Raw genomic sequence first — 18,947 nt, 5'->3', positions numbered from 1 at the left:
GGCCATGATGAACACAGCGCCGACCCACAGTGCAGTCCCGGGTCACATCGTCTCGGCGTCGCCCGATCTCGATGAGGCGCTCTGGTACAAGGACGCCGTCATCTACCAGGTGAACGTCAAGGCCTTCTACGATTCGAACGACGACGGCATCGGCGACTTCAAGGGGCTGACCTCCAAGCTCGACTACATCAAGGAGCTGGGCGTCAACACCATCTGGTTGATGCCCTTCTACCCCTCGCCGCTGCGCGACGACGGCTACGACATCTCGGACTATCACAACGTCCACCCGATGTACGGCACGCGCCACGACTTCCGCATCTTCCTGCGCGAGGCGCACCGGCGCGGCCTGAAGGTGATCACCGAGCTGGTCATCAACCACACCTCCGACACCCACCCGTGGTTCCAGGCCGCGCGGCGGGCGCCGCCGGGGTCGATCAAGCGCGATTACTACGTCTGGAGCGACGACGACCAGAAGTACAAGGGCACGCGCATCATCTTCACCGACACCGAGACCTCCAACTGGACCTGGGACCCGGTGGCCAAGGCCTATTACTGGCACCGCTTCTTCAGCCACCAGCCCGACCTCAATTTCGACAACCCGCACGTGCTGAAGGCGGTGTTCCGGACCATGCGCTTCTGGCTCGACATGGGGGTCGACGGCTTCCGGCTGGACGCCATTCCGTACCTGATCGAACGCGACGGCACCAACAACGAGAACCTGCCCGAGACGCACCAGATCATCAAGCAGCTGCGCGCCGCGATCGACGCCCGCTACAAGAACCGCTTCCTGCTGGCCGAGGCCAACCAGTGGCCCGAGGATGTGCGCGAGTACTTCGGCAACGGCGACGAGTGCCACATGTGCTACCACTTCCCGCTGATGCCGCGCATCTACATGTCGATCGCCCAGGAAGATCGCTACCCGATCATCGAGATCATGCAGCAGACGCCGGAGATCCCCGAGACCTGCCAGTGGGCGATCTTCCTGCGCAACCACGACGAGCTGACGCTCGAGATGGTGACGAGCAAGGAACGCGACTACATGTACAACACGTACGCCGCCGACCCTCGCGCCCGCATCAACCTCGGCATCCGCCGCCGCCTCGCGCCGTTGATGGAGAACGACCCCGACCGCGTCAAGCTGATGAACAGCCTGCTGCTGTCGATGCCCGGCTCGCCCATCATCTATTACGGCGACGAGATCGGCATGGGCGACAACGTCTTCGTCGGCGACCGCAACGGCGTGCGCACCCCGATGCAATGGAGCCCCGACCGCAATGCCGGCTTCTCGCGCGCCGACCCGCAGCGCCTCTACCTGCCGCCCATCATGGACCCGGTGTACGGCTTCCAGGCCGTGAACGTCGAAGCCCAGTCGCGCGCGCCCAGCTCGCTGCTCAACTGGACCCGGCGTATGCTGGCGGTGCGCAACACCAGCAAGGCGTTCGGCCGCGGCCGGCGCACCTATTTGAAGCCGGGCAACCGCAAGATCCTCGCCTACCTGAGCGAGTACGCCGACGACGTGATCCTGTGCGTGGCCAACATGAGCCGCACCGCGCAGCCGGTCGAGTTGGACCTGGCGCGCTTCAAGGGCCGGGTGCCGGTCGAGATGCTCGGCCGTGTCACCTTCCCGCCGATCGGCGATCTGCCGTACCTGCTCACGCTGCCCGCCTACGGCTTCTACTGGTTCAAGCTGACCGTCGACGCCGAGATGCCGCAGTGGCACGACGAGCGCCTGCCGCGCGACGACCGCCCGGTGTTGGTGCTGTTCGACGGCTGGAACAGCCTGTTCCGCGACCAGGTGGTGCCGTGGCGCATCGGCCTCGCCGAGAAGACCCGCGCGCAGTTCGAGCACGAGGCGGTGCCGCGCTACCTCGAGACGCAGCGCTGGTACGCGACCAAAGGCGACGAAGTGAAGCGCGCCGCCTTGTGCGACCACGCCTTCTGGCGCGAGGGCGACACCAGCTGGTTGCTGCCCCTGTTCGAGCTGGAAGGCCCGCAAGAACGCTCGCGCTACTTCATGCCGCTGGCGCTCGCCTGGGAAGACCATGACGAGGAGCGCCTGCCCAACCTGGTGCCCGCGATGGTGGCCAAGGTGCGCCAGCAGGCCAATGTCGGCGTGCTCGCCGATGCCTTCTGCGACGAGGCCTTCTGCCGCGCCATGGTGACGGCCATCGGCGCCGGGCGGGAGCTGGCGACCGCGCGCGGCAAGCTCTATTTCAAGCCGACCTCGGCCTTCGGCGAGATCGCCGGCGCCGACCTGTCCAAGCTGCCCGTCGGGCGGCCCAGCGCGCAGAGCACCAATACGGTCGTCACGCTCGACGAGCGGCTGTTCCTCAAGGGCTATCGCCGCATCCGCCCCGGGGTCAACCTCGAGTTCGAGGTGGGCCGCTACCTGACCGAGGTGGTGCGGTATCCCAACTGCGTGCCGGTGGCCGGTGCGCTCGAGTACGTCGACCACAACGGCACTATCAGCACCCTGGCCCTGGTACAGGCCTATGTGTCCAACCAGGGCGACGGCTGGGACTACACCACCGCCTACCTGCAGCGCTTCCTGGACGAGCGCCGCACACTCGACGAGCCGCTGCCGCCCGATGTGCACGGCGCCTATATGGAGCTCATGCACACGCTGGGGCGCCGCACGGCCGAACTGCACGTGGCGTTCGCACGGCCGTCGAACGACCCCGCGTTCAACCCCGAGCCGCTGCGACGCGAAGACGTCGACACCTGGCGCCACCAGGCGTTGGAGGAGACCCGCGAGACCTTCGAACTGCTCGAGGCCAACGTCTCGCACCTGCCGCAGACCGCCCTCGGCGAGGCCAAGACCCTGATGGCCCGGCGCGAGCAGGTGACAGCGCGCATCGAGTCCTGTTTGCGTGAGCTGCCAGAGCAGGTGCTGAAGACCCGCTATCACGGCGACTACCACCTCGGGCAGGTGCTGCTGACGAAGAACGATTTCGTGATCATCGACTTCGAGGGCGAGCCGGCCCGCAGCTTCGAGGAGCGGCGCGCCAAGCACTCGTCGCTGCGCGACGTCGCCGGCCTGTTGCGGTCGTTCAACTACGCCCACTGGGAAGGCCTGCGGCGCGTCGCGGAAACGCCCGAGCAGTTCGAGCGGCTCGCGCCTTTGGCCCGCGCCTGGGAAGCCGAGAGCCGGGCCGCATTCTTGCGGTCCTACGAAGAGACGGCGCGCGAGAGCGGTCTGTACACCTCGCTTGCGTCGGTGCGCGGCCTGCTCGAACTGTTTGAACTCGAGAAGGCGTTGTACGAGCTGCGCTACGAGTTGCGCAACCGGCCGGACTGGGTGTCGATTCCCTTGCAAGGCATCCTCGGCCTCGCCGAGCGCCCCTGACGACGAACGCCGCTAGCTCCCTGGAGGGCCCAACGACCATGCAAAGCGTAGACGTGCTGCTCGACCCCGTGCGGGTCTTCCTGGCCCAGATCGGGGTGTTTTTGCCCCGGTTGCTGATGGCCTTCGTGGTCCTGATCGGCGGCTGGCTGCTCGCCAAGGTGGTGCGCTTCGCCGTCGAGAAGGCGCTGCGGGCGCTGAACTTCAACGTGCTGACCGAACGCGCCGGCATGGACGGCTTCTTGCGCCAGGGTGGCATGGAGACCGACACCAGCCGGGTCATCGGCACGCTGATGTATTGGCTGGTGATCCTGGCCGCTTTGATCATCGCGTTCAACGGCCTGGGGCTGACCTACATCACCGACCTGCTGGGACGTGTGGTGCTGTTCGTGCCCAACGTCATCGTCGCGCTGGTGATCCTCGCCTTCGGCACCTATTTCGCGCGCTTCGTCGGCGATGCCGTCGTCACCTACTGCCGCAACATCGACCTCAAGGATGCCGACTTCCTCGGCGCGCTGGCCCGCTACGCCATCATCACCTTTGTGGTGCTGATCGCACTCGACCAGATCGCGGTCGGCGGTGTGATCGTGCGACAGAGTTTCCTGATCATCCTGGGCGGTGTCGTGCTCGCGCTGGCCCTCGCCTTCGGCCTGGGTGGCAAGAACTGGGCGGCCGAGAAACTCGAACGCTGGTGGCCCAGCCACCGCGAGCCGGGTGCGGGTGAACGTCGCCTGGGCGACGACCCCGGGCCCTGATCCAACGCTGCCCGACGATGAGCACGAGCAGCAGTAGTACCAGCAGCAGCAAACGGGACGAACTCTTCACCGTCGTCTGGCCTGGCCGCCCTTATCCCCGGGGTGCCACCTGGGACGGCGAAGGCGTGAACTTCGCCGTCTTCTCCGAAAACGCCGTCGCCGTCGAACTGTGCCTGTTCGATGCAGAGGGGCGCCACGAGCGCCAGCGTATCCTGCTGCGCGAGCGCACCGACGACATCTGGCACTGCTATCTCCCGGAGGCGCGTCCCGGGCTCGCGTACGGCTACCGTGTTCACGGGCCGTATCGCCCGGAGGAGGGCCACCGCTTCAATCCCAACAAGCTGTTGATCGACCCGTACGCGCGCGATCTGGTGGGTGAGTTGCGCTGGAGCGACGCGCTGTACGGCTACACCATCGGCCACAAGAAAGAGGACCTGTCGTTCGACAAGCGCGACAGCGCGGCCTTCATGCCCAAGGCGCGCGTGCTGGAGACCGCGTTCACCTGGGGCGAAGACCGGCGCCCGCAGGTACCCTGGGCCGACATGGTGATCTACGAGTTGCATGTGCGCGGCTACACCAAGACCCACCCCGGTGTGCCGGGGCCCTTGCGCGGCACCTATGCCGGCCTCGCCTGCGCGCCGGTGATCGACCATCTGCAACGCCTGGGCGTGACCACCGTGGAGCTGATGCCCACGCACAGCTTCGTGGACGAGCGCCATCTGTACGAGAAGGGACTGCGCAACTACTGGGGCTACAACACGCTGGCCTTCTTCGCGCCGCAGATGCGCTATAGCGCCTCACGCAAGGTCAAGGAGTTCAAGACCATGGTCAAGACCTTGCACTCCGCCGGGATCGAGGTGTTGCTCGACGTGGTCTACAACCACAGCTGCGAGGGCAACCATCTGGGGCCCACGCTGTCGTTCCGCGGTCTGGACAATGCGTCGTACTACAAACCCAGTCCCGAGGACCGGCGCTACTACGCCGACTTCACCGGCTGCGGCAACACCTTGAACCTGGTGCACCCCCGCGGCCTGCAGTTGGTGATGGACTCGCTGCGCTACTGGGTCGAGGACATGCACGTCGACGGCTTCCGTTTTGACCTCGCCCCGGCCCTGGCACGCGCTCGCGGCAAGGTGGAACACCTCAGCAGCTTCTTCACCGCGATCTGCCAGGACCCGGTGCTCAACCAAGTCAAGCTGATCGCCGAGCCCTGGGACTTGGGGCAGGACGGTTACCAGGTCGGCCGGTTCCCCGCCGGCTGGGCCGAATGGAACGACCGCTACCGCGATGGCGTGCGAGCCTACTGGAAAGGCGATGCCGGGCTGATCGGCGAAATCGCCAGCCGTGTCAGCGGGTCGAGCGACCTGTACGAGGTGGCCGGCAAGCGCCCCCATGCCAGCATCAACTTCGTCACCGCCCACGACGGTTTCACGTTGGACGACCTGGTCTCCTACAACGGCAAGCACAACGAGGCCAACGGCGAGGACAACCGCGACGGCAACGACAACAACCTGTCATGGAACTGCGGCGTCGAAGGCCCGTGCGACGACCGCGAGGTCCGGGCTTTGCGAGCCCGCCAGAAACGCAACTTCCTGACCACCGTGCTGCTGTCGCAGGGTGTGCCGATGCTGCTGGCCGGCGATGAGTACGGCCACAGCCAGCACGGCAACAACAACGCCTATTGCCAGGACAACGAGATCGGCTGGATCGACTGGGCCCCGACGCCCGAGCGCGAGGCCTTGCTGACCTTTGTGCGCCGTCTGGTGCGCTTGCGGCGCTCGCACCCGACCTTCCGGCGCCGCGGTTTTTTCGCTGGCCAGGTGCGCCAGGGCACGCCCATCAAGGACGTGCTCTGGCTGACGCCCGACGGCCAGGAAATGCGTGCCGAACATTGGCAGGACGAGCAGGCGCGCTGCTTCGGCATGTACCTCTCGGGCGCTGGCATTCCCGATGTGGGCGCGCGCGGCGAGCCCATCCAGGACGACGACTTCCTGGTGCTGGTGAACGCCCATCACGACGACATCGGCTTCGCGATGCCCGAGATCGATGGCGAGCCGTGGAGCGCCCTGCTCGATACCACCTGCGAAGACGGCCAGCCGGCGGCCGGGCCGCTGTATCGCCCCGGGGAGCGGTATGCGGTGAGGGGGCGGTCGGTGGTGGTGTTGGCGCGTGACGCGGTGGGGTTGGGATGGGGGTGAGCGTCGGCCGCATCTGAACCACCACGGTTTTGAGCGCCGCTCACGAGTCTGTTTCGCCTCGCTGCACCGCCACCTTGCTGTCGCGCGCAGGCATCAAAGCTTGCGCAAAACGTCACAGTACGGCAAGCAACCGCAACAGAAGCAACGGCGCCATCCCTCACCTCCATCGTCCTGGCCGGCCGCCTCAAAGCCGCGCCGCCCGCCCCATTTCGATGACACCTCAACGAAAAACAACACCTCCGCACAACATCCCGGCGCTTGCGTGAGAACCTCACGCCGATTCCGTCACGGCGCTCTTGCAACTACGCCTCTTCCTGATGTATCACGCCGCGGGCCTCCCTACACTCCCCCCTATTGCGGTGCCCTGGCCCCCCTAAAACAAGGCCGCATCGCCTGACCGACACAAGCTATACCTTCCAGCAGTGGCAGCGGTGCTGCCCCGGAGAGAGAGAGCCAAATGAAATACGCGGACCCGACCTGCCCTGACCTGCAAGCAGCAGAGGCGCTGGAACAAGACGAACGGATGCTCGACGACGGCCAGGAGGCCGTGCAAGCCAGTCCCGCGCGTCACCAGCTGCTGATGCCGGGCCCCGGCCTGGTGAGCCGTTGTGCGAAGGAATCGCTGGGGCTGCTCGAAGACAATTTGACGCCGCAAGGCATCCTCGCGGCCAGCCGCACCGAGGCCGCCGAAGCACGCAGCTACACCCGCATCTTCGGTCGCGACGCCGCGATCTGCGTGCTGGCGATGGCCGGCAGCGGGGTGGAAGCGCTCGAACAAGGCGCCGTCGCCAGCCTCGACTCGCTGGCCAAGCTGCAAGCGGCCAACGGGCAGATCCCCAAGTACGTCGACCCCGCCGGCCAGGATGCCGACTTCTGGTACCTCGGCTGCATCGACGCCACGTTGTGGTGGTTGATCGCCGTCGACCACACCCGCCGCAACGGCCAGTTGCCGGGCCTGGCCGATCGTTGGCAAGCCGAGGTGCAACGTGCGATCCAATGGCTGCAGGCCCAGGAACACCAGCGCTTCTTCCTGTTGCAGCAGAACGAGGCCAGCGACTGGGCCGACATCATGCCGCGCTCGGGCTTCGTGCTCTACACCAACGCGCTCTGGTATCGCGTCAAGCAGCTCTACGACCTGCCGCATGCCGAAGAGACGCACTACCACTTCAACCACGTCTTCCACCCGTTCAAGCAAGAGCTGCCGGAGTACCGCCGCACCCGTCTGCTGGCGCACTACGCCCGCCGCGGTCAGCGCAACCCGGGCCTCTACCTGAGCTTCGTGAACCTGTCGTTCGCGGGCGACGAAGGCGACGTGTTCGGCAACGTGCTGGCGGTGCTGTACGGGCTGGCCGGCGACTCGATGGCGCATGAGATCGTCAAGACCTTGAGCAGTGCCGGCGTGTCGGACCCCTACCCGATCCGCACCGTCACTCACCCGATCTCGACCGAGCACGAGCTGTGGCGCCTCTACATGGCGCGCCACAAGCAGAACCATCCGCACCAGTACCACAACGGCGGCATTTGGCCCTTCATCGGCGGCTTCTGGACCATGGCGCTGGCCCGCCTCGGCCAGAAGGACCACGCCCGCAAGGAGCTGGCCAAGCTGGCGCTGACCAACAGCCTCGACGACTGGCGCTTCACCGAGTGGTTCCACGGCCGCACCTTCGAGCCGATGGGCATGGCCGGTCAGAGCTGGAACGCGGCCGCCTTCCTGATGGCGAAGCAGGCACTGGACACGGGCAAGTTCTCGATGTGAGGACCTGACCCGCGGCAGGGAGCCCTCGCTGGAGGTGCCCCTGCATGAGCCCGGTTCGATCCAGGCTCGATCCGTCTCCTCCGGGCTTTCGATCAAAACAAAAGGCAGCGCGTCGCGCTGCCTTTTGTTTTGAGGGGAGCACCGTCACCGGGCCCCCTCTGCCACCGTGCCAAGCCCGAGGGCCACCCGGGACAGCCGGGCAAGACCGGCCGCCCTGGCGTCTCGCCGACGCGTCAGGCCCGGATGCGGCCGCCTTCGTCGAACACGCCGATCTTGATGCTGTTGGACGCCACGAACGGCGCGCTGCCGGCGAAGCCCAACACGAAGTCACCGAGGTCGAGTTGCCGGATGCCGGCGAGCGATGCGCGCAGCTTCTCGCGCGTCAGATCACGGCCGGCGCGCTTCAGACCTTCGATCACCAGCTGGGCGTTGATCCAGCCTTCGAAGCCGCTCGCACCGACGTTGTCGATCTTGGCGGCCCGCATCGCTGCGTGGTAGCTGCGTGCGGCCGCCGACTTGCCGCTGATCGGGTCGGGAAACACCACCACCTGTGCCAACCCCTGGGCCGCTGCGGCCAGCTTGGGCAGCTCGGACGACACCACCGCCACCGACACCCCCAGCAGGGGCAACGCACCGGCCTTGGCGCGCAGCGCCAACACCAGTCGGGTGGTCGACGTGCCGGTGGTGCCCATCACCACGGCGCCCGCCTTGGCCGCGATCACCTGCTGCGCGATCTGCTCGGCGTTGCTGCCGTCCACCGCCAGCGCGAAGGCCCCGACGGCCTGCAGCTTGTTGTTGACCAGGGTGCGCTGGGTCGCTTCCAGCACTTCCTTGCCGAACGGGTTGTCGAGGTAGACGACGGCGATGCCTTGCAAGCCCATGCTGACCAGCTGGGGCACCACACGCAGCACCTCGTCCTGGTAGCTCGGCCGCACGTGGAACACATAGCGCTGGCTCGGGTTGCGCAGCGAGCTGGCCCCGGTGATCGGCCCGACGTAGGGCACGCCCTGCTGCTCGATCAACGACAGCACTGCGGCGTTGTTGGCGGTGCCCATGATGGACATCATCGAGAACACCTGGCCGCCGTCGAGCATCTGCTTGACGTTGGCGGCCGTGCGCGCCGGCACATAGCCGTCGTCCAAGGTCTGCAGCTTCAGCTCACGGCCGTGGATGCCGCCGCTGCGGTTCACCGCCGCGAAAGCGCCCTTGATGCCCGCCGTGTGGTCGACACCGGCGCCGGCCAGAATGCCGCTCAGCGCCAGCGAGCTGCCGATGGTGATGTGGTTGGCAGACAGGCCGGCCTCATCTGCCGCCCAACTGTTGGTGGCCCACGATGCGGTGCCCAGCGTCGCCGCGGCACCGGTGAGCCGCCTGACGAATTGACGTCGATCCATAAGTAACCTCTCCTTCGTGACGCCCTGTCTCATCGGTACGCGCCCCCGCCCTCGGCGCCACGCCGGGGAGGTCGCTTTTTGTCTGTGGCCGCCGCACGAGGTGCACGGCCACGAGGACACGACTAAGCCCAAACACCGTGATGAAGGAAGACGCCCTCACGGCCCCTCTGCCATCACGCGGCCCGACCTCAACGCCGGGCCTCCTGCTTGCCGGGCTGCCGCAGGGCAGCAACGTCTCGGTCGGCGGCCCTGAGGCCGCAACCACCGCACTCCGTCGCCAGCCTCCCGCACCGGTACATCTGTCACCGCACGGGCATCTGTTCCACGGCACCCGCGCGTATTGTGCTTTACGAATGGTCACGGTTAGGAGGCCAGTCCGACGAGCGGTCCCCCTCAGTTCGGCGGGAGGACTTCCCCGGATGTGCCCTCAAGCCCCGGGATGAAATGCCGGGGTACGCAAAAAGGCGGACATATGTCACGCTTGCCGACACCTGCCGGCGCCGCGGCCTCTCAGAACTTCCGTCGCGGCGGGCATCGACGGCTCTCTCCTGTAATTTCTGCGAGCCGAACTCGTCTCAAAAAAACATCAGGTGCACGTCCCCGGGGTACGGGGGCGTGCCGGCACGTGCCTTGCAGCGTTCTCAGTCTCTGCCGTCAGGAGTGCACCATGCAAGCTTCGAAAATCGACTGGATCCGCCGCTGCGCCGAACGTTTCCTCGACCAGCACCCCGCGCTGGAAACCGACCAGGCCATCCACTTGGCGGCGGCCTTGTGGACCGACGCCGAGATGTGGGGCAGCCCCGAAGAGGCCGCCGAGATCGAGATGGCGGTGTGGGAGGACGAAGCCAGCGGGACCATGCAGCCCCTCTACCAGCAGGCCACGCGTCACTGAGGACCAACGCGACGACCAGGGAATGACGCTTGCAACACCAGGAGAGCCGGCGCGGCCATCGCGCCCACTGTCTGGAGTTCGTCATGCAAAAACCGTCTTCTGCCTCACCCCGCGACCCGAGCCGATCTCAGCCCGCGCCCGCCTCGGACAGCGCCGCCACTGCGACACAGCGCAGCACCCGCGCGCCCGCCGAGGGGGCTGCCGACGACGACCGCGACTACAACCAGGCGCGTGCCGACAGCGGCCCGGCGGCCGGCGAGCGTTCGCCGCGCATGCCGGCCGAAGGCCAGGCCAGTGATGACGACATGTCCTCCCGCCCGGCGGCCGGCGCGGCCGGTACCGACTCGGACCGCACGGCGCGCAGCGACGTGGCCGGCAGCGGCAACAGCCTCGGCGACGGCCGCACCGCGGGCGGCGCCGACAACGTCGGCAAGCGCGACGCGCTGAACGACTGAACAGCGCCGGGCCGCCGCGCGCAGAGGTACGGCGGTTGCCTGTTTCAAGACGGGTGGCGCATCGGCGCTGCCCCCCTGTCTGCAGCACTAAGGAGCCCTCGACATGCCCAATTCGACCCTCCCCTCCGGCCCCGGCAAACCCATCAAGGAAGCCCTGGACCGCATTCAGGAACGTGAAGGCCTGGAGGAAGGCTTGCTGGATCAAGGCGTTCGCACGGCGCCCAGCGGTGGGCCTCCGGCGACGTCTCGCCCCAAGGTCAGCCCCGACGCTCCGGAGGACGTCGAGAAGTGAGACGGCGGCCGGCCCTGCTCGGGCCGGCCGTCCGCCTGAATGTCCGTCTGTCTGCACGGTGCATGCGCAGGCTGCTGCGCCGTGTCGCCGCCCAAGGAAGCCCTCAGCATGCAGCCCTCCCCCTCATCGAAGCTCTCCTGGATCGAACGCTGCGCCGAGTGCCTGATCACTCGGCGGCCCGAGATCGACATCGACCAGGCGGTCGAACTGGCCGCCGAGCTCTGGGACGACGACGACGAATGGCCGAGCCCGGAGAAAGCCGCCGAGCACGCGGCGGAAGAGGCGAGCCGACGGCGCCTCGATCTGGCCCGGCGGGTGCGCCGCAATCCGGTCCACTAAGGGCCTAGGGGACGTTTTTTTTGCCCCCTAGGCGGGGCGCAGCGGCGCCAGTGCGTTGTGGATCGCGGTCGCCGCAATCGCCGCCTGCCCGGTTGCCACCGTCAGCTGACTCAGGCTGCTGACCACGTCGCCCGCCGCGTACAGCCCGTCCACGCTGGTGCGCAGGTGTGCGTCCACCACCAGGCAGCCGCCTTCATCCTGCGCAGCGCCCAGCGTCGCCGCCAATTCCGAGCGCACCCGCGTGCCGAGCGCCGCGTACAACACGTCGAAGCGCCGCGGTTCTCCCGCGGCGGGCGTGAGCAGGATGCTGCCGTCCTCCTGTTGCTCGACCGACTGGGCCGGGCCGGTCAGCACCTCGACCTGGTGCGCTTGCAGCGCCTGTCGTTCGGTCTCGTCGGGCAGATCGTCCGCGTCGGCGTTGATCAGCGCCACATGCTGGCTGAAATGCCGGATGAACAAGGCCTCGCGCACGCCATGCCGGCCCCGCCCGACGACGGCCACACGCTGCCCGCTGTGGTCGTAGCCGTCGCAGATGGGGCAGTAACGCAGCAGCCCGCGCAAGCGCAATGGCTCGACGCCGGGAATCGCCGGCTCGACGTCCACCACGCCGGTGGCCAACAGCACCGTACGCGCCGCCACGTCCGGGCCCGACGTCTGCGCGACGAAGGTGCCGTCGTCGCCCCGGCGCAGCGCGGCCACCTGCTGCATCGTCACGCCGCCGCCCTGGCGGGCGAGTTGCTGTTGCAAGCGCGACAACAAATCGGCGCCGCTGATGCCCTCGGGAAAACCCGGGTAGTTGCGGGTGAGCGGGATGCGCCTTGCACGACTGGCGCCACCGTCGAAGACACGCACCTCGCGGTGAAAGCGTCGTAAATAAATGCCGGCCGCGAGGCCGGCCGGCCCGGCGCCGATGACCATGCAGTCGAGAACGGGTTTCGATGACATCACAGCAACTCCTTCGGGCTGAGGCAGCAACCCCTATGCCGGTGGCCGGGCGGTGCGCCGATTGCTTCGTCGAGGTCGACGGCGCGCCCCACACCGGCGCCCACAGGCCAGTCCACAGGAGCCATGGATGAGCAAGGAACAACACCGTGAGGGTCACCTCGTGATCGTCGGCGGCGCCGAGGACCGCGAGGAGGACATGCCGATCCTGACCCGCTTCGTCGAACTCGCCGACCCGGGCGACCAGCCCCTGGTCGTCATCACCGCCGCCAGCACCGAGCCCGAGGCGATGTGGGAGGTCTACCGCAAGGCCTTCGCCGACCTCGGCGTGAAGCACTGCGAACCGCTGCACATCACGTCGCGCGACCAGGCCAACGACCCGGCGTCGGTCGAGAAGGTGTGCCACGCGCGCGGCGTCTTCATGACCGGCGGCGATCAGAAGCGCTTGCTGGCCCTGGTGGGGGGCACCGGGGTCTGTTCGGCCATGCGCTCGCTCTACAACGAGAAGGGCGGCTGCATCGGAGGCACCAGTGCAGGCGCCTCGGCGCTGCCCGAGCACATGCTCAGCGGCGGTGAAAACCAGGTCCACGCGGAACGTGAACACGTGGCGCTGGGCGTGGGCCTTGGTTTCATCTCCGACGTGGTGGTCGACCAGCATTTCGCTGAGCGGCAGCGGCTGAGCCGCTTGCTCTCGGCGATCGCCCACAATCCCAAGTTGATCGGCGTGGGCATCGACGAGAACACGGCGCTGATCGTGCACCGCCTGCGCGGCATCGAGATCGTCGGCGACGGTGCCGTCACCTTGATGGACGGCCGCGAGATGACCTTCGACTTCCTGGAACGCGACGACGCGACCGTGATCCAGCTCGCCGACGTGCGGGTGCACATGGTGCCGGCCGGCACGCAACACCTGGTCAACGGCTACACCACGTCGGCTGCCGACACGGAAAGAAACGTTCCGCCACGCATCCGTCCGCTGGTCGAAGTACTCTGCGGGCATTGATGCGAACATGCCGGGCACGTCCGTTGCCTTGGCTTTCGGGTTTCTCATCCCAGGAGATCGACTATGGTGAAACAGCGTGACCTGCGCGGTGCCACTGTTGTGCTGACCGGCGCCTCCAGCGGCATCGGGCGGGCGGCGGCCCTGGCATTCGCCCACGAGGGCGCCAACCTCGTACTGGCCTCGCGCCGTGAAGCGGCGCTCAAAGAAGTGGCCGGCGAATGTGCGGCCCTCGGCGCCGAGACGCTGGTGGTGCCCACCGACGTCACCGACTCCCACGCGATGCATGAGCTGGCGGAAAGCGCATTTGCCCGTTTCGGGGCCATCGACGTGTGGGTCAACAACGCCGGCGTCGGTGCGGTCGGCCCCTTCAGCGACACGCCAGCCGAAGCACACGAGCAGGTCATCCGCACCAACCTGATCGGCCACTTGAACGGCGCCCATGCGGTGCTGCCCTATTTCACCTCGCAGCGCTCGGGCGTGCTGATCAACACACTGTCGGTCGGCTCCTGGGCGCCGGCCCCCTATGCCGCCGCCTACACCGCCAGCAAGTTCGGCCTGCGCGGCCTGTCGGAAGCCTTGCGCGGTGAACTGAGCCACTGGCGCGACATCCACATCTGCGACGTGTTCCCGGCCTTCATCGACACACCCGGCCTGGCGCATGGCGCGAACTACGTCGGCAAACAACTCAAACCCATGCCGCCGCTGTACGACCCGGTGCGCGTGGCCCGCGCCATGGTCATGCTGGCCCGGCGTCCGCGCAAATCGGTCACGGTGGGCGCGGCCGCCACGGCCATCCGCCTTGGCCACTTCATCGCCCCCAGCGCCACCGCGTGGTTGATGGGCCGCATCAGCGAGGCCTATTTCCGGCGCGCCCAGCCGGCGCCGCGCACGCACGGCAACCTGTTCCGTCCGCCCGCCCAGGGCGGCGGCATCTACGGCGGCTACCGGTCGACCACCTTGCGACGCGCGGTGCCCGCCGGCATGCTGCTGGTGGCGGGCACCGCCCTCGCGCTCTACCTGGGCCGACGCCGCTGAACGGCCGCTGCAGATGAACGTCGCACCCTGGCATGCGCTGGACAGCTGGCGCCGCATGGCCGGTCGCCGCATGGAGGCCGCAGGCCTCGCGCCGGTGGAAAGTCCGAGCGAATGTGTGCATCGCGCGCCGGGCCTGGAGCTGTTGCGCTACCTCGGCGCCGCACCCGGCGGTCCGGTGCTGTTGATCGTGCCGGCCCCCATCAAGCGGCACTACATCTGGGACTTGCAGCCCTCGTGCAGTGTGGTCCGCCGCGCCCTCGAGCAGGGCTTCACGGTGTACCTCGCCCGCTGGACCGACACCGACGACGACCACGGCATCGAGCGGTGCATCGAACTGCTTGCCGGGGGCACTGCGTTGATCCGGGAGGCAACCGGGGTGGCGCCGCAACTGGCCGGGCACTCCCTCGGCGGCACACTGTGCGCCATCCTTGCGGCGCGGCATGGTGCGCAGTTGTCGTCGCTCACGCTGATCGAGGCGCCGCTGCACTTCGGCGCCGACGCCGGCGCCTTTGCTCCGCTGGTCGGCAGCACCCCCGCTGGCGCGCCCCTCGCGACGCAGCAGACGCCGGTGGCCGGCAGCGTGCTGAACCTGGCCGCTGCGATGGCCTCGCCGCGGGAGTTCATCTGGGACCGTCACCTGGACGGCTGGGCCGCCGCGGCGCAAGGACGCGATGCGATGCAGACCTATCTGCTCGCGACACGCTGGAGTCTCGACGAGTTCGCGCTGCCGGCCCGCTTGTTCAACGAGGTGGTCGATCTGCTGTACCGGCAAGACCGCTTCATGCGAGGTGAGCTGCAGGTGCAGGGACGCCGTGTCGGGCCGGCCGACCTGCAGGTGCCGCTCGCCGTGGTGGTCGACCCGCGCAGCGAGACGATCCCGGCCCGCTCGATCGACCCGTTTCTGGCGTCTGCGGCCAGCGACGACCTGTTGCGACTCGAGTACCACGGCGACAGCGGCGTGCTGTTGCAGCACATCGGTGCGCTGATCGGGCAGAACGCGCACCGTCTGTTGTGGCCCCGGCTGCTGGCCTGGATGACCGCCCACCATCCCGGTGCCGCGGCGGACGTCCGGCCGAGCGCGCGATAAGCGGCCCCTCGCAGTAACATCGTCGCCCTCGCCACTGCGGCCTCTGCTCGGGGTCGCAGATGGCCATTGCTCTCCTAGCCGTACCACGCCGTCCGACACGACATGTCACCCCGCCCCGGTTTCCCAAGCGCGCTGCTGGCCTTGCTCGCCTGCACCGCCGCACATGCCGCACCGCCGCGCGTGCCCGACACCATCGCGCAGCGCACCGCAGCCTGCACCACCTGCCATGGCAAGGAAGGCCGCGCCACCAACCAGGGCTACTTCCCGCGGATTGCCGGCAAGCCGGCCGGCTACCTCTACAACCAGCTGATCAACTTCCGCGAGGGGCGTCGCCAGTACGGGTTGATGACCTACTTGGTGGAGCACTTGTCCGACGCCTACCTGATGGAGATGGCCCAGCACTTCGCCTCGCTCGATCTGCCCTACCCGCCGCCCCAGACCATCGGGGCTCCCGCGCCGCAGTTGGAGCGCGGCCGCCGGCTCGTGCTGGAGGGAGACAAAGCGCTCGGAGTACCGGCCTGCGCTGCCTGCCACGGTGAACGGCTGACCGGGGTGAAGCCGGCCATCCCCGGCCTGCTGGGCTTGCCGCGCGACTATCTGAACGGCCAACTCGGCGCGTGGAAGACGGGGCAACGCCGCGCCCATGCGCCCGATTGCATGAAGCAGGTGTCGCAAGCCCTGGCACCCGAGGACATCGGTGCCGTGTCGACCTGGCTGTCGTCGCAGCCGCTGCCGGCCGACACCAAGCCGGCCGAGCCGACTGCCGCCCCGCTGCCCCTGCGCTGCGGCGGCCTGACGCCGTGAAGGGGGCACGATGAGAGTGCTCAGACTCCTGCTCGCGGCCTTGCTCCTGCTCGGCATCGGCGTGTTGGCGGTGACGCTGCTGCACCTGTGGCGGGAAGAGCCGGTGGTCGACACCCTCACCCCGGCCACCGCGACCGCGGCACAGATCGAGCGGGGCGCCTACCTCGCGCGTGCCGGCAACTGCATCGCCTGCCACACCGCGCGGGGCGGCGCTCCTTACGCGGGCGGCCTGGGCATCGAAACCCCGTTCGGCACCGTCTACGCTACCAACCTGACGCCCGATGCCGAGACCGGCATCGGCCGCTGGACCTCCGGCGAGTTCTGGCGTGCGCTGCACCATGGCCGGTCCAAGAACGGACGCTTGCTCTACCCCGCCTTTCCCTATCCGAACTACAGCGCCCTCACGCGAGAGGACGCCGACGCCCTCTATGCCTATCTGCACAGCCTGGCGCCGGTGCAGCGCCCGGCGACGCAGCACCAGTTGCGGTTTCCGTATGACAGCCAGTTGGCCTTGGCCTCATGGCGCGTGCTGTTCTTCGAGCCGTCGCCCTACCAGGCCGATGCAACCCGGTCGGCCGAGTGGAACCGGGGCGCCTACCTGGTGCGCGGTCTGGGCCATTGCAACGCCTGCCACGCCAGCCGCAATGTGTTCGGTGCCACCGAGGAGTCGCTCGAGTTGAGCGGCGGCTTGATCCCGATGCAGAACTGGTACGCGCCTTCGCTGACCTCGGTCGCGGAGGCCGGCGTCTCGAACTGGGAGCGCGAGGAAGTGGTGAAGCTGCTCAAGACTGGCGTCTCCCGACATGGCTCCGTGCTGGGGCCGATGGCCGAGGTGGTCTATCGCAGCACGCAGCACCTGTCGGAACCCGACTTGAACGCCATCGCGTTGTTCCTGCAGCAGCTGCCGGCGTCCAACCCGCCGCCGCGAGGCAAGCCCGAGCCGGCCCCCTCCGACGCGATGACGCGCGGTGCGCGGGTCTACGAGCAGCACTGTGCCGCGTGCCATGGCGCCGCCGGCGAAGGTGCTGCCGGTGCCTATCCCGCGCTTGCCGGCAACCGGGCCGTGACGATGCCGATGACGGCCAACCTGGTGCGGGTCGTGCTGAGCGGCGGCTTCCTGCCGGCCACCGCTGGCAACCCGCGGCCCTACGGCATGCCGCCCTTCACCCATGTGCTGGACGATGCCGACATTGCCGCGGTGCTGAGCTACATCCGTCAGTCCTGGGGCAACCAGGCCGAGCCGGTGTCGCAGCTCGACGTGCTGCAGCACCGGCAGGGCCGGGGGCCCTGAGCAGGGTGGGTGCAAGCGTCGGCGCGCGTCGCGGACGGCGCCGGCATCACCCGCTCACGAGGCGACCCGGCGAACCTCGAGGTCGCTGCCCTGCCACGCCATCAAGCGCAACATCTCGGACCAGGTGCGGTCCCATGACATGCCTTGCAGCGCACGATCTGCGCTGAGCCGCAGAGCAGCACGATCGCCGTCGGCGAGCGTGGCTTCGACCGCCTCGATGAAGTCGTCCGGCTCCTGCGCGAACCGCACCGCCCGCACCTTCGCGTAGCCCCGCACGACATCGGCGATCGGCGTCGACACCACCGGCCGCCCAGCGGCCAGGTACTCGGGCGTCTTGGTGGGGCTGATGAAACGCGTCGCCTCGTTCAGCGCCATCGGCAACAACGCGACGTCCCAGCCCGACAGATAGTGCGGAAGCTCGGCATAGGGCTTGGGGCCGAGGTAATGGATGTTGGGGTGGCGCGGCAAGCACTCCGGGTCGATCTTGGCCACCGGGCCGATCAGCACCAGTTGCCACTCCGGCCGTGCCCGGGCAAGGGCATCGACCAGCGCAATGTCGAAGCGCTCGTCGAGCACACCATAAAAGCCCAGGCGGGGGCCGGCGATGAGGCGTTGATCGTGCGGCTCGGGCAGCACCTCGCGCGCCCGCGCGAAATGGGCCACATCGACGCTACTCGGGAAGGCATGCACGTTGGGGTGCAGCCGGCGTTTCGCTTCATAGAGACTGTAGCCCCCCGTGAACACCACGTCCGCGCGTTGCAACAGGCGTTGCTCCTGCTCCACCAGTTCCGGCGGGGCGCCTCGGAACAGCGACAACTCGTCCATCGCGTCGTACACCACCAACCCGGCACCGTCATGCAGGTGCTCGCTGAAGGGCACGCTCATCGGGGTGTAGTACCAGAGTGCGAAGTCCAGTACCGCCTCTTCGGCCAGCAGGCCGTCTAGCAACGCACGCTGCGCCCCTGCGCACTCATCCGCGTCCATGAACAAGTCGGCAGGCAGATGGGGCACCAGTACCTCGACCGGCCCGGCCTCGGCCCGCCGCTCCAGCCAGGGGCTGGTGCGGGTGTCGTCACAGACCGGCTCCTCGAAGTACCACACCCGCGCCTCACGGGCGAAACGGGTCATCAGGTGCTGGGGACGCTGGTAGACGAAGTTCCAGCGCAGATGGGACAGGCAGATCAGCGTACGGTCGGGTCTTTGCGGCGCAGTCGCCAGCGCGGCGTGTCTACGGAGCCAGGGGAAGGTGCCGTCGGCAAGCACTTGTCGGGTCATCAGTTACTCCTGTGATGGCGTCGACGGCGACATCACAGGCGCAGCCCTCGCCCTGCGCGCGGGCGTCGCTACACCGCGGCGCGGGC

16 protein-coding genes are annotated in these 18,947 nt (G+C 68.0%); 13 read left to right on the top strand and 3 right to left on the bottom strand.

The genetic code is table 11. The features are described from left to right. The first annotated feature begins 7 nt into the window (after positions 1-7). The 4 genes from treS to AAW51_RS03990 all read left to right on the top strand — a co-directional run bounded on the left by treS (position 8) and on the right by AAW51_RS03990 (position 8,052). Positions 8-3,346: a maltose alpha-D-glucosyltransferase gene (gene treS / locus AAW51_RS04005; protein WP_047197381.1), complete on the top strand. Its 3,339-nt coding sequence runs from the start codon at positions 8-10 to the stop codon at positions 3,344-3,346. 38 nt (positions 3,347-3,384) lie between these two features. Then, positions 3,385-4,098 carry a mechanosensitive ion channel family protein gene (locus AAW51_RS04000; protein WP_047193571.1) on the top strand — a complete coding sequence of 238 codons (714 nt, stop codon included), beginning with the start codon at positions 3,385-3,387 and terminating at the stop codon, positions 4,096-4,098. 17 nt (positions 4,099-4,115) lie between these two features. Then, positions 4,116-6,296 carry a glycogen debranching protein GlgX gene (gene glgX / locus AAW51_RS03995; protein WP_047193570.1) on the top strand — a complete coding sequence of 727 codons (2,181 nt, stop codon included), beginning with the start codon at positions 4,116-4,118 and terminating at the stop codon, positions 6,294-6,296. Positions 6,297-6,876: 580 nt separating this feature from the next. Next, positions 6,877-8,052 carry an amylo-alpha-1,6-glucosidase gene (locus AAW51_RS03990; RefSeq protein WP_047197380.1) on the top strand — a complete coding sequence of 392 codons (1,176 nt, stop codon included), beginning with the start codon at positions 6,877-6,879 and terminating at the stop codon, positions 8,050-8,052. Between the two features lie 233 nt (positions 8,053-8,285). Here the strand turns inward: AAW51_RS03990 and AAW51_RS03985 are convergent, their stop codons facing one another. Then, positions 8,286-9,446 (bottom strand): ABC transporter substrate-binding protein, encoded by a 1,161-nt coding sequence (locus AAW51_RS03985; protein ID WP_047193569.1) that lies wholly within the window; start codon positions 9,444-9,446, stop codon positions 8,286-8,288. 667 nt (positions 9,447-10,113) lie between these two features. Here AAW51_RS03985 and AAW51_RS03980 point away from each other — a divergent pair. The 4 genes from AAW51_RS03980 (at position 10,114) to AAW51_RS03965 (ending at position 11,424) form a co-directional block, all read left to right on the top strand. Continuing rightward, on the top strand, positions 10,114-10,338 hold the full coding sequence (locus tag AAW51_RS03980; RefSeq protein WP_047193568.1) for a hypothetical protein: 225 nt from the start codon (positions 10,114-10,116) through the stop codon (positions 10,336-10,338). Positions 10,339-10,421: 83 nt separating this feature from the next. Next, entirely contained in the window at positions 10,422-10,793 is a 372-nt protein-coding gene (locus tag AAW51_RS03975; protein WP_047193567.1) for a hypothetical protein, read from the top strand. Positions 10,794-10,896: 103 nt separating this feature from the next. Beyond that, entirely contained in the window at positions 10,897-11,085 is a 189-nt protein-coding gene (locus AAW51_RS03970; protein ID WP_047193566.1) for a hypothetical protein, read from the top strand. 108 nt (positions 11,086-11,193) lie between these two features. Continuing rightward, positions 11,194-11,424, top strand: a complete 231-nt coding sequence (locus tag AAW51_RS03965) for a hypothetical protein (RefSeq protein WP_047193565.1) — start codon at positions 11,194-11,196, stop codon at positions 11,422-11,424. A 27-nt stretch (positions 11,425-11,451) separates the two neighbouring features. Here AAW51_RS03965 and AAW51_RS03960 read toward each other — a convergent pair whose 3' ends face one another. Further along, complete coding sequence (locus AAW51_RS03960) at positions 11,452-12,369, bottom strand: NAD(P)/FAD-dependent oxidoreductase (RefSeq protein ID WP_047193564.1); 918 nt, start codon at positions 12,367-12,369, stop codon at positions 11,452-11,454. Positions 12,370-12,496: 127 nt separating this feature from the next. Here AAW51_RS03960 and AAW51_RS03955 point away from each other — a divergent pair, with 127 nt between their 5' ends. The 5 genes from AAW51_RS03955 (at position 12,497) to AAW51_RS03935 (ending at position 17,586) form a co-directional block, all read left to right on the top strand. Then, on the top strand, positions 12,497-13,369 hold the full coding sequence (locus AAW51_RS03955; protein ID WP_053013320.1) for a cyanophycinase: 873 nt from the start codon (positions 12,497-12,499) through the stop codon (positions 13,367-13,369). A gap of 63 nt (positions 13,370-13,432) precedes the next feature. After that, positions 13,433-14,404, top strand: coding sequence for an SDR family oxidoreductase (locus AAW51_RS03950; RefSeq protein WP_047193563.1), 972 nt, complete (start codon positions 13,433-13,435; stop codon positions 14,402-14,404). 13 nt (positions 14,405-14,417) lie between these two features. Next, the gene (locus AAW51_RS03945) at positions 14,418-15,491 is read left to right on the top strand and encodes an alpha/beta hydrolase (protein ID WP_047193562.1); all 1,074 of its coding nucleotides are present in this window, start codon (positions 14,418-14,420) and stop codon (positions 15,489-15,491) included. A 102-nt stretch (positions 15,492-15,593) separates the two neighbouring features. Further along, a complete protein-coding gene (locus AAW51_RS03940; protein WP_047193561.1) occupies positions 15,594-16,295 on the top strand; it encodes a c-type cytochrome in 702 nt (233 codons plus the stop codon). 10 nt (positions 16,296-16,305) lie between these two features. Beyond that, positions 16,306-17,586: a cytochrome c gene (locus AAW51_RS03935; RefSeq protein ID WP_047193560.1), complete on the top strand. Its 1,281-nt coding sequence runs from the start codon at positions 16,306-16,308 to the stop codon at positions 17,584-17,586. A gap of 54 nt (positions 17,587-17,640) precedes the next feature. On the opposite strand, the gene AAW51_RS03930 is transcribed toward AAW51_RS03935, so the two are convergent. Then, on the bottom strand, positions 17,641-18,861 hold the full coding sequence (locus AAW51_RS03930; RefSeq protein ID WP_053013319.1) for a glycosyltransferase family 1 protein: 1,221 nt from the start codon (positions 18,859-18,861) through the stop codon (positions 17,641-17,643). Positions 18,862-18,947 lie beyond the last annotated feature (86 nt).

The organism is Caldimonas brevitalea, from assembly GCF_001017435.1.
Lineage (GTDB): Bacteria > Pseudomonadota > Gammaproteobacteria > Burkholderiales > Burkholderiaceae_C > Caldimonas > Caldimonas brevitalea.
This window is presented reverse-complemented; position numbering and strand designations above follow the sequence as displayed.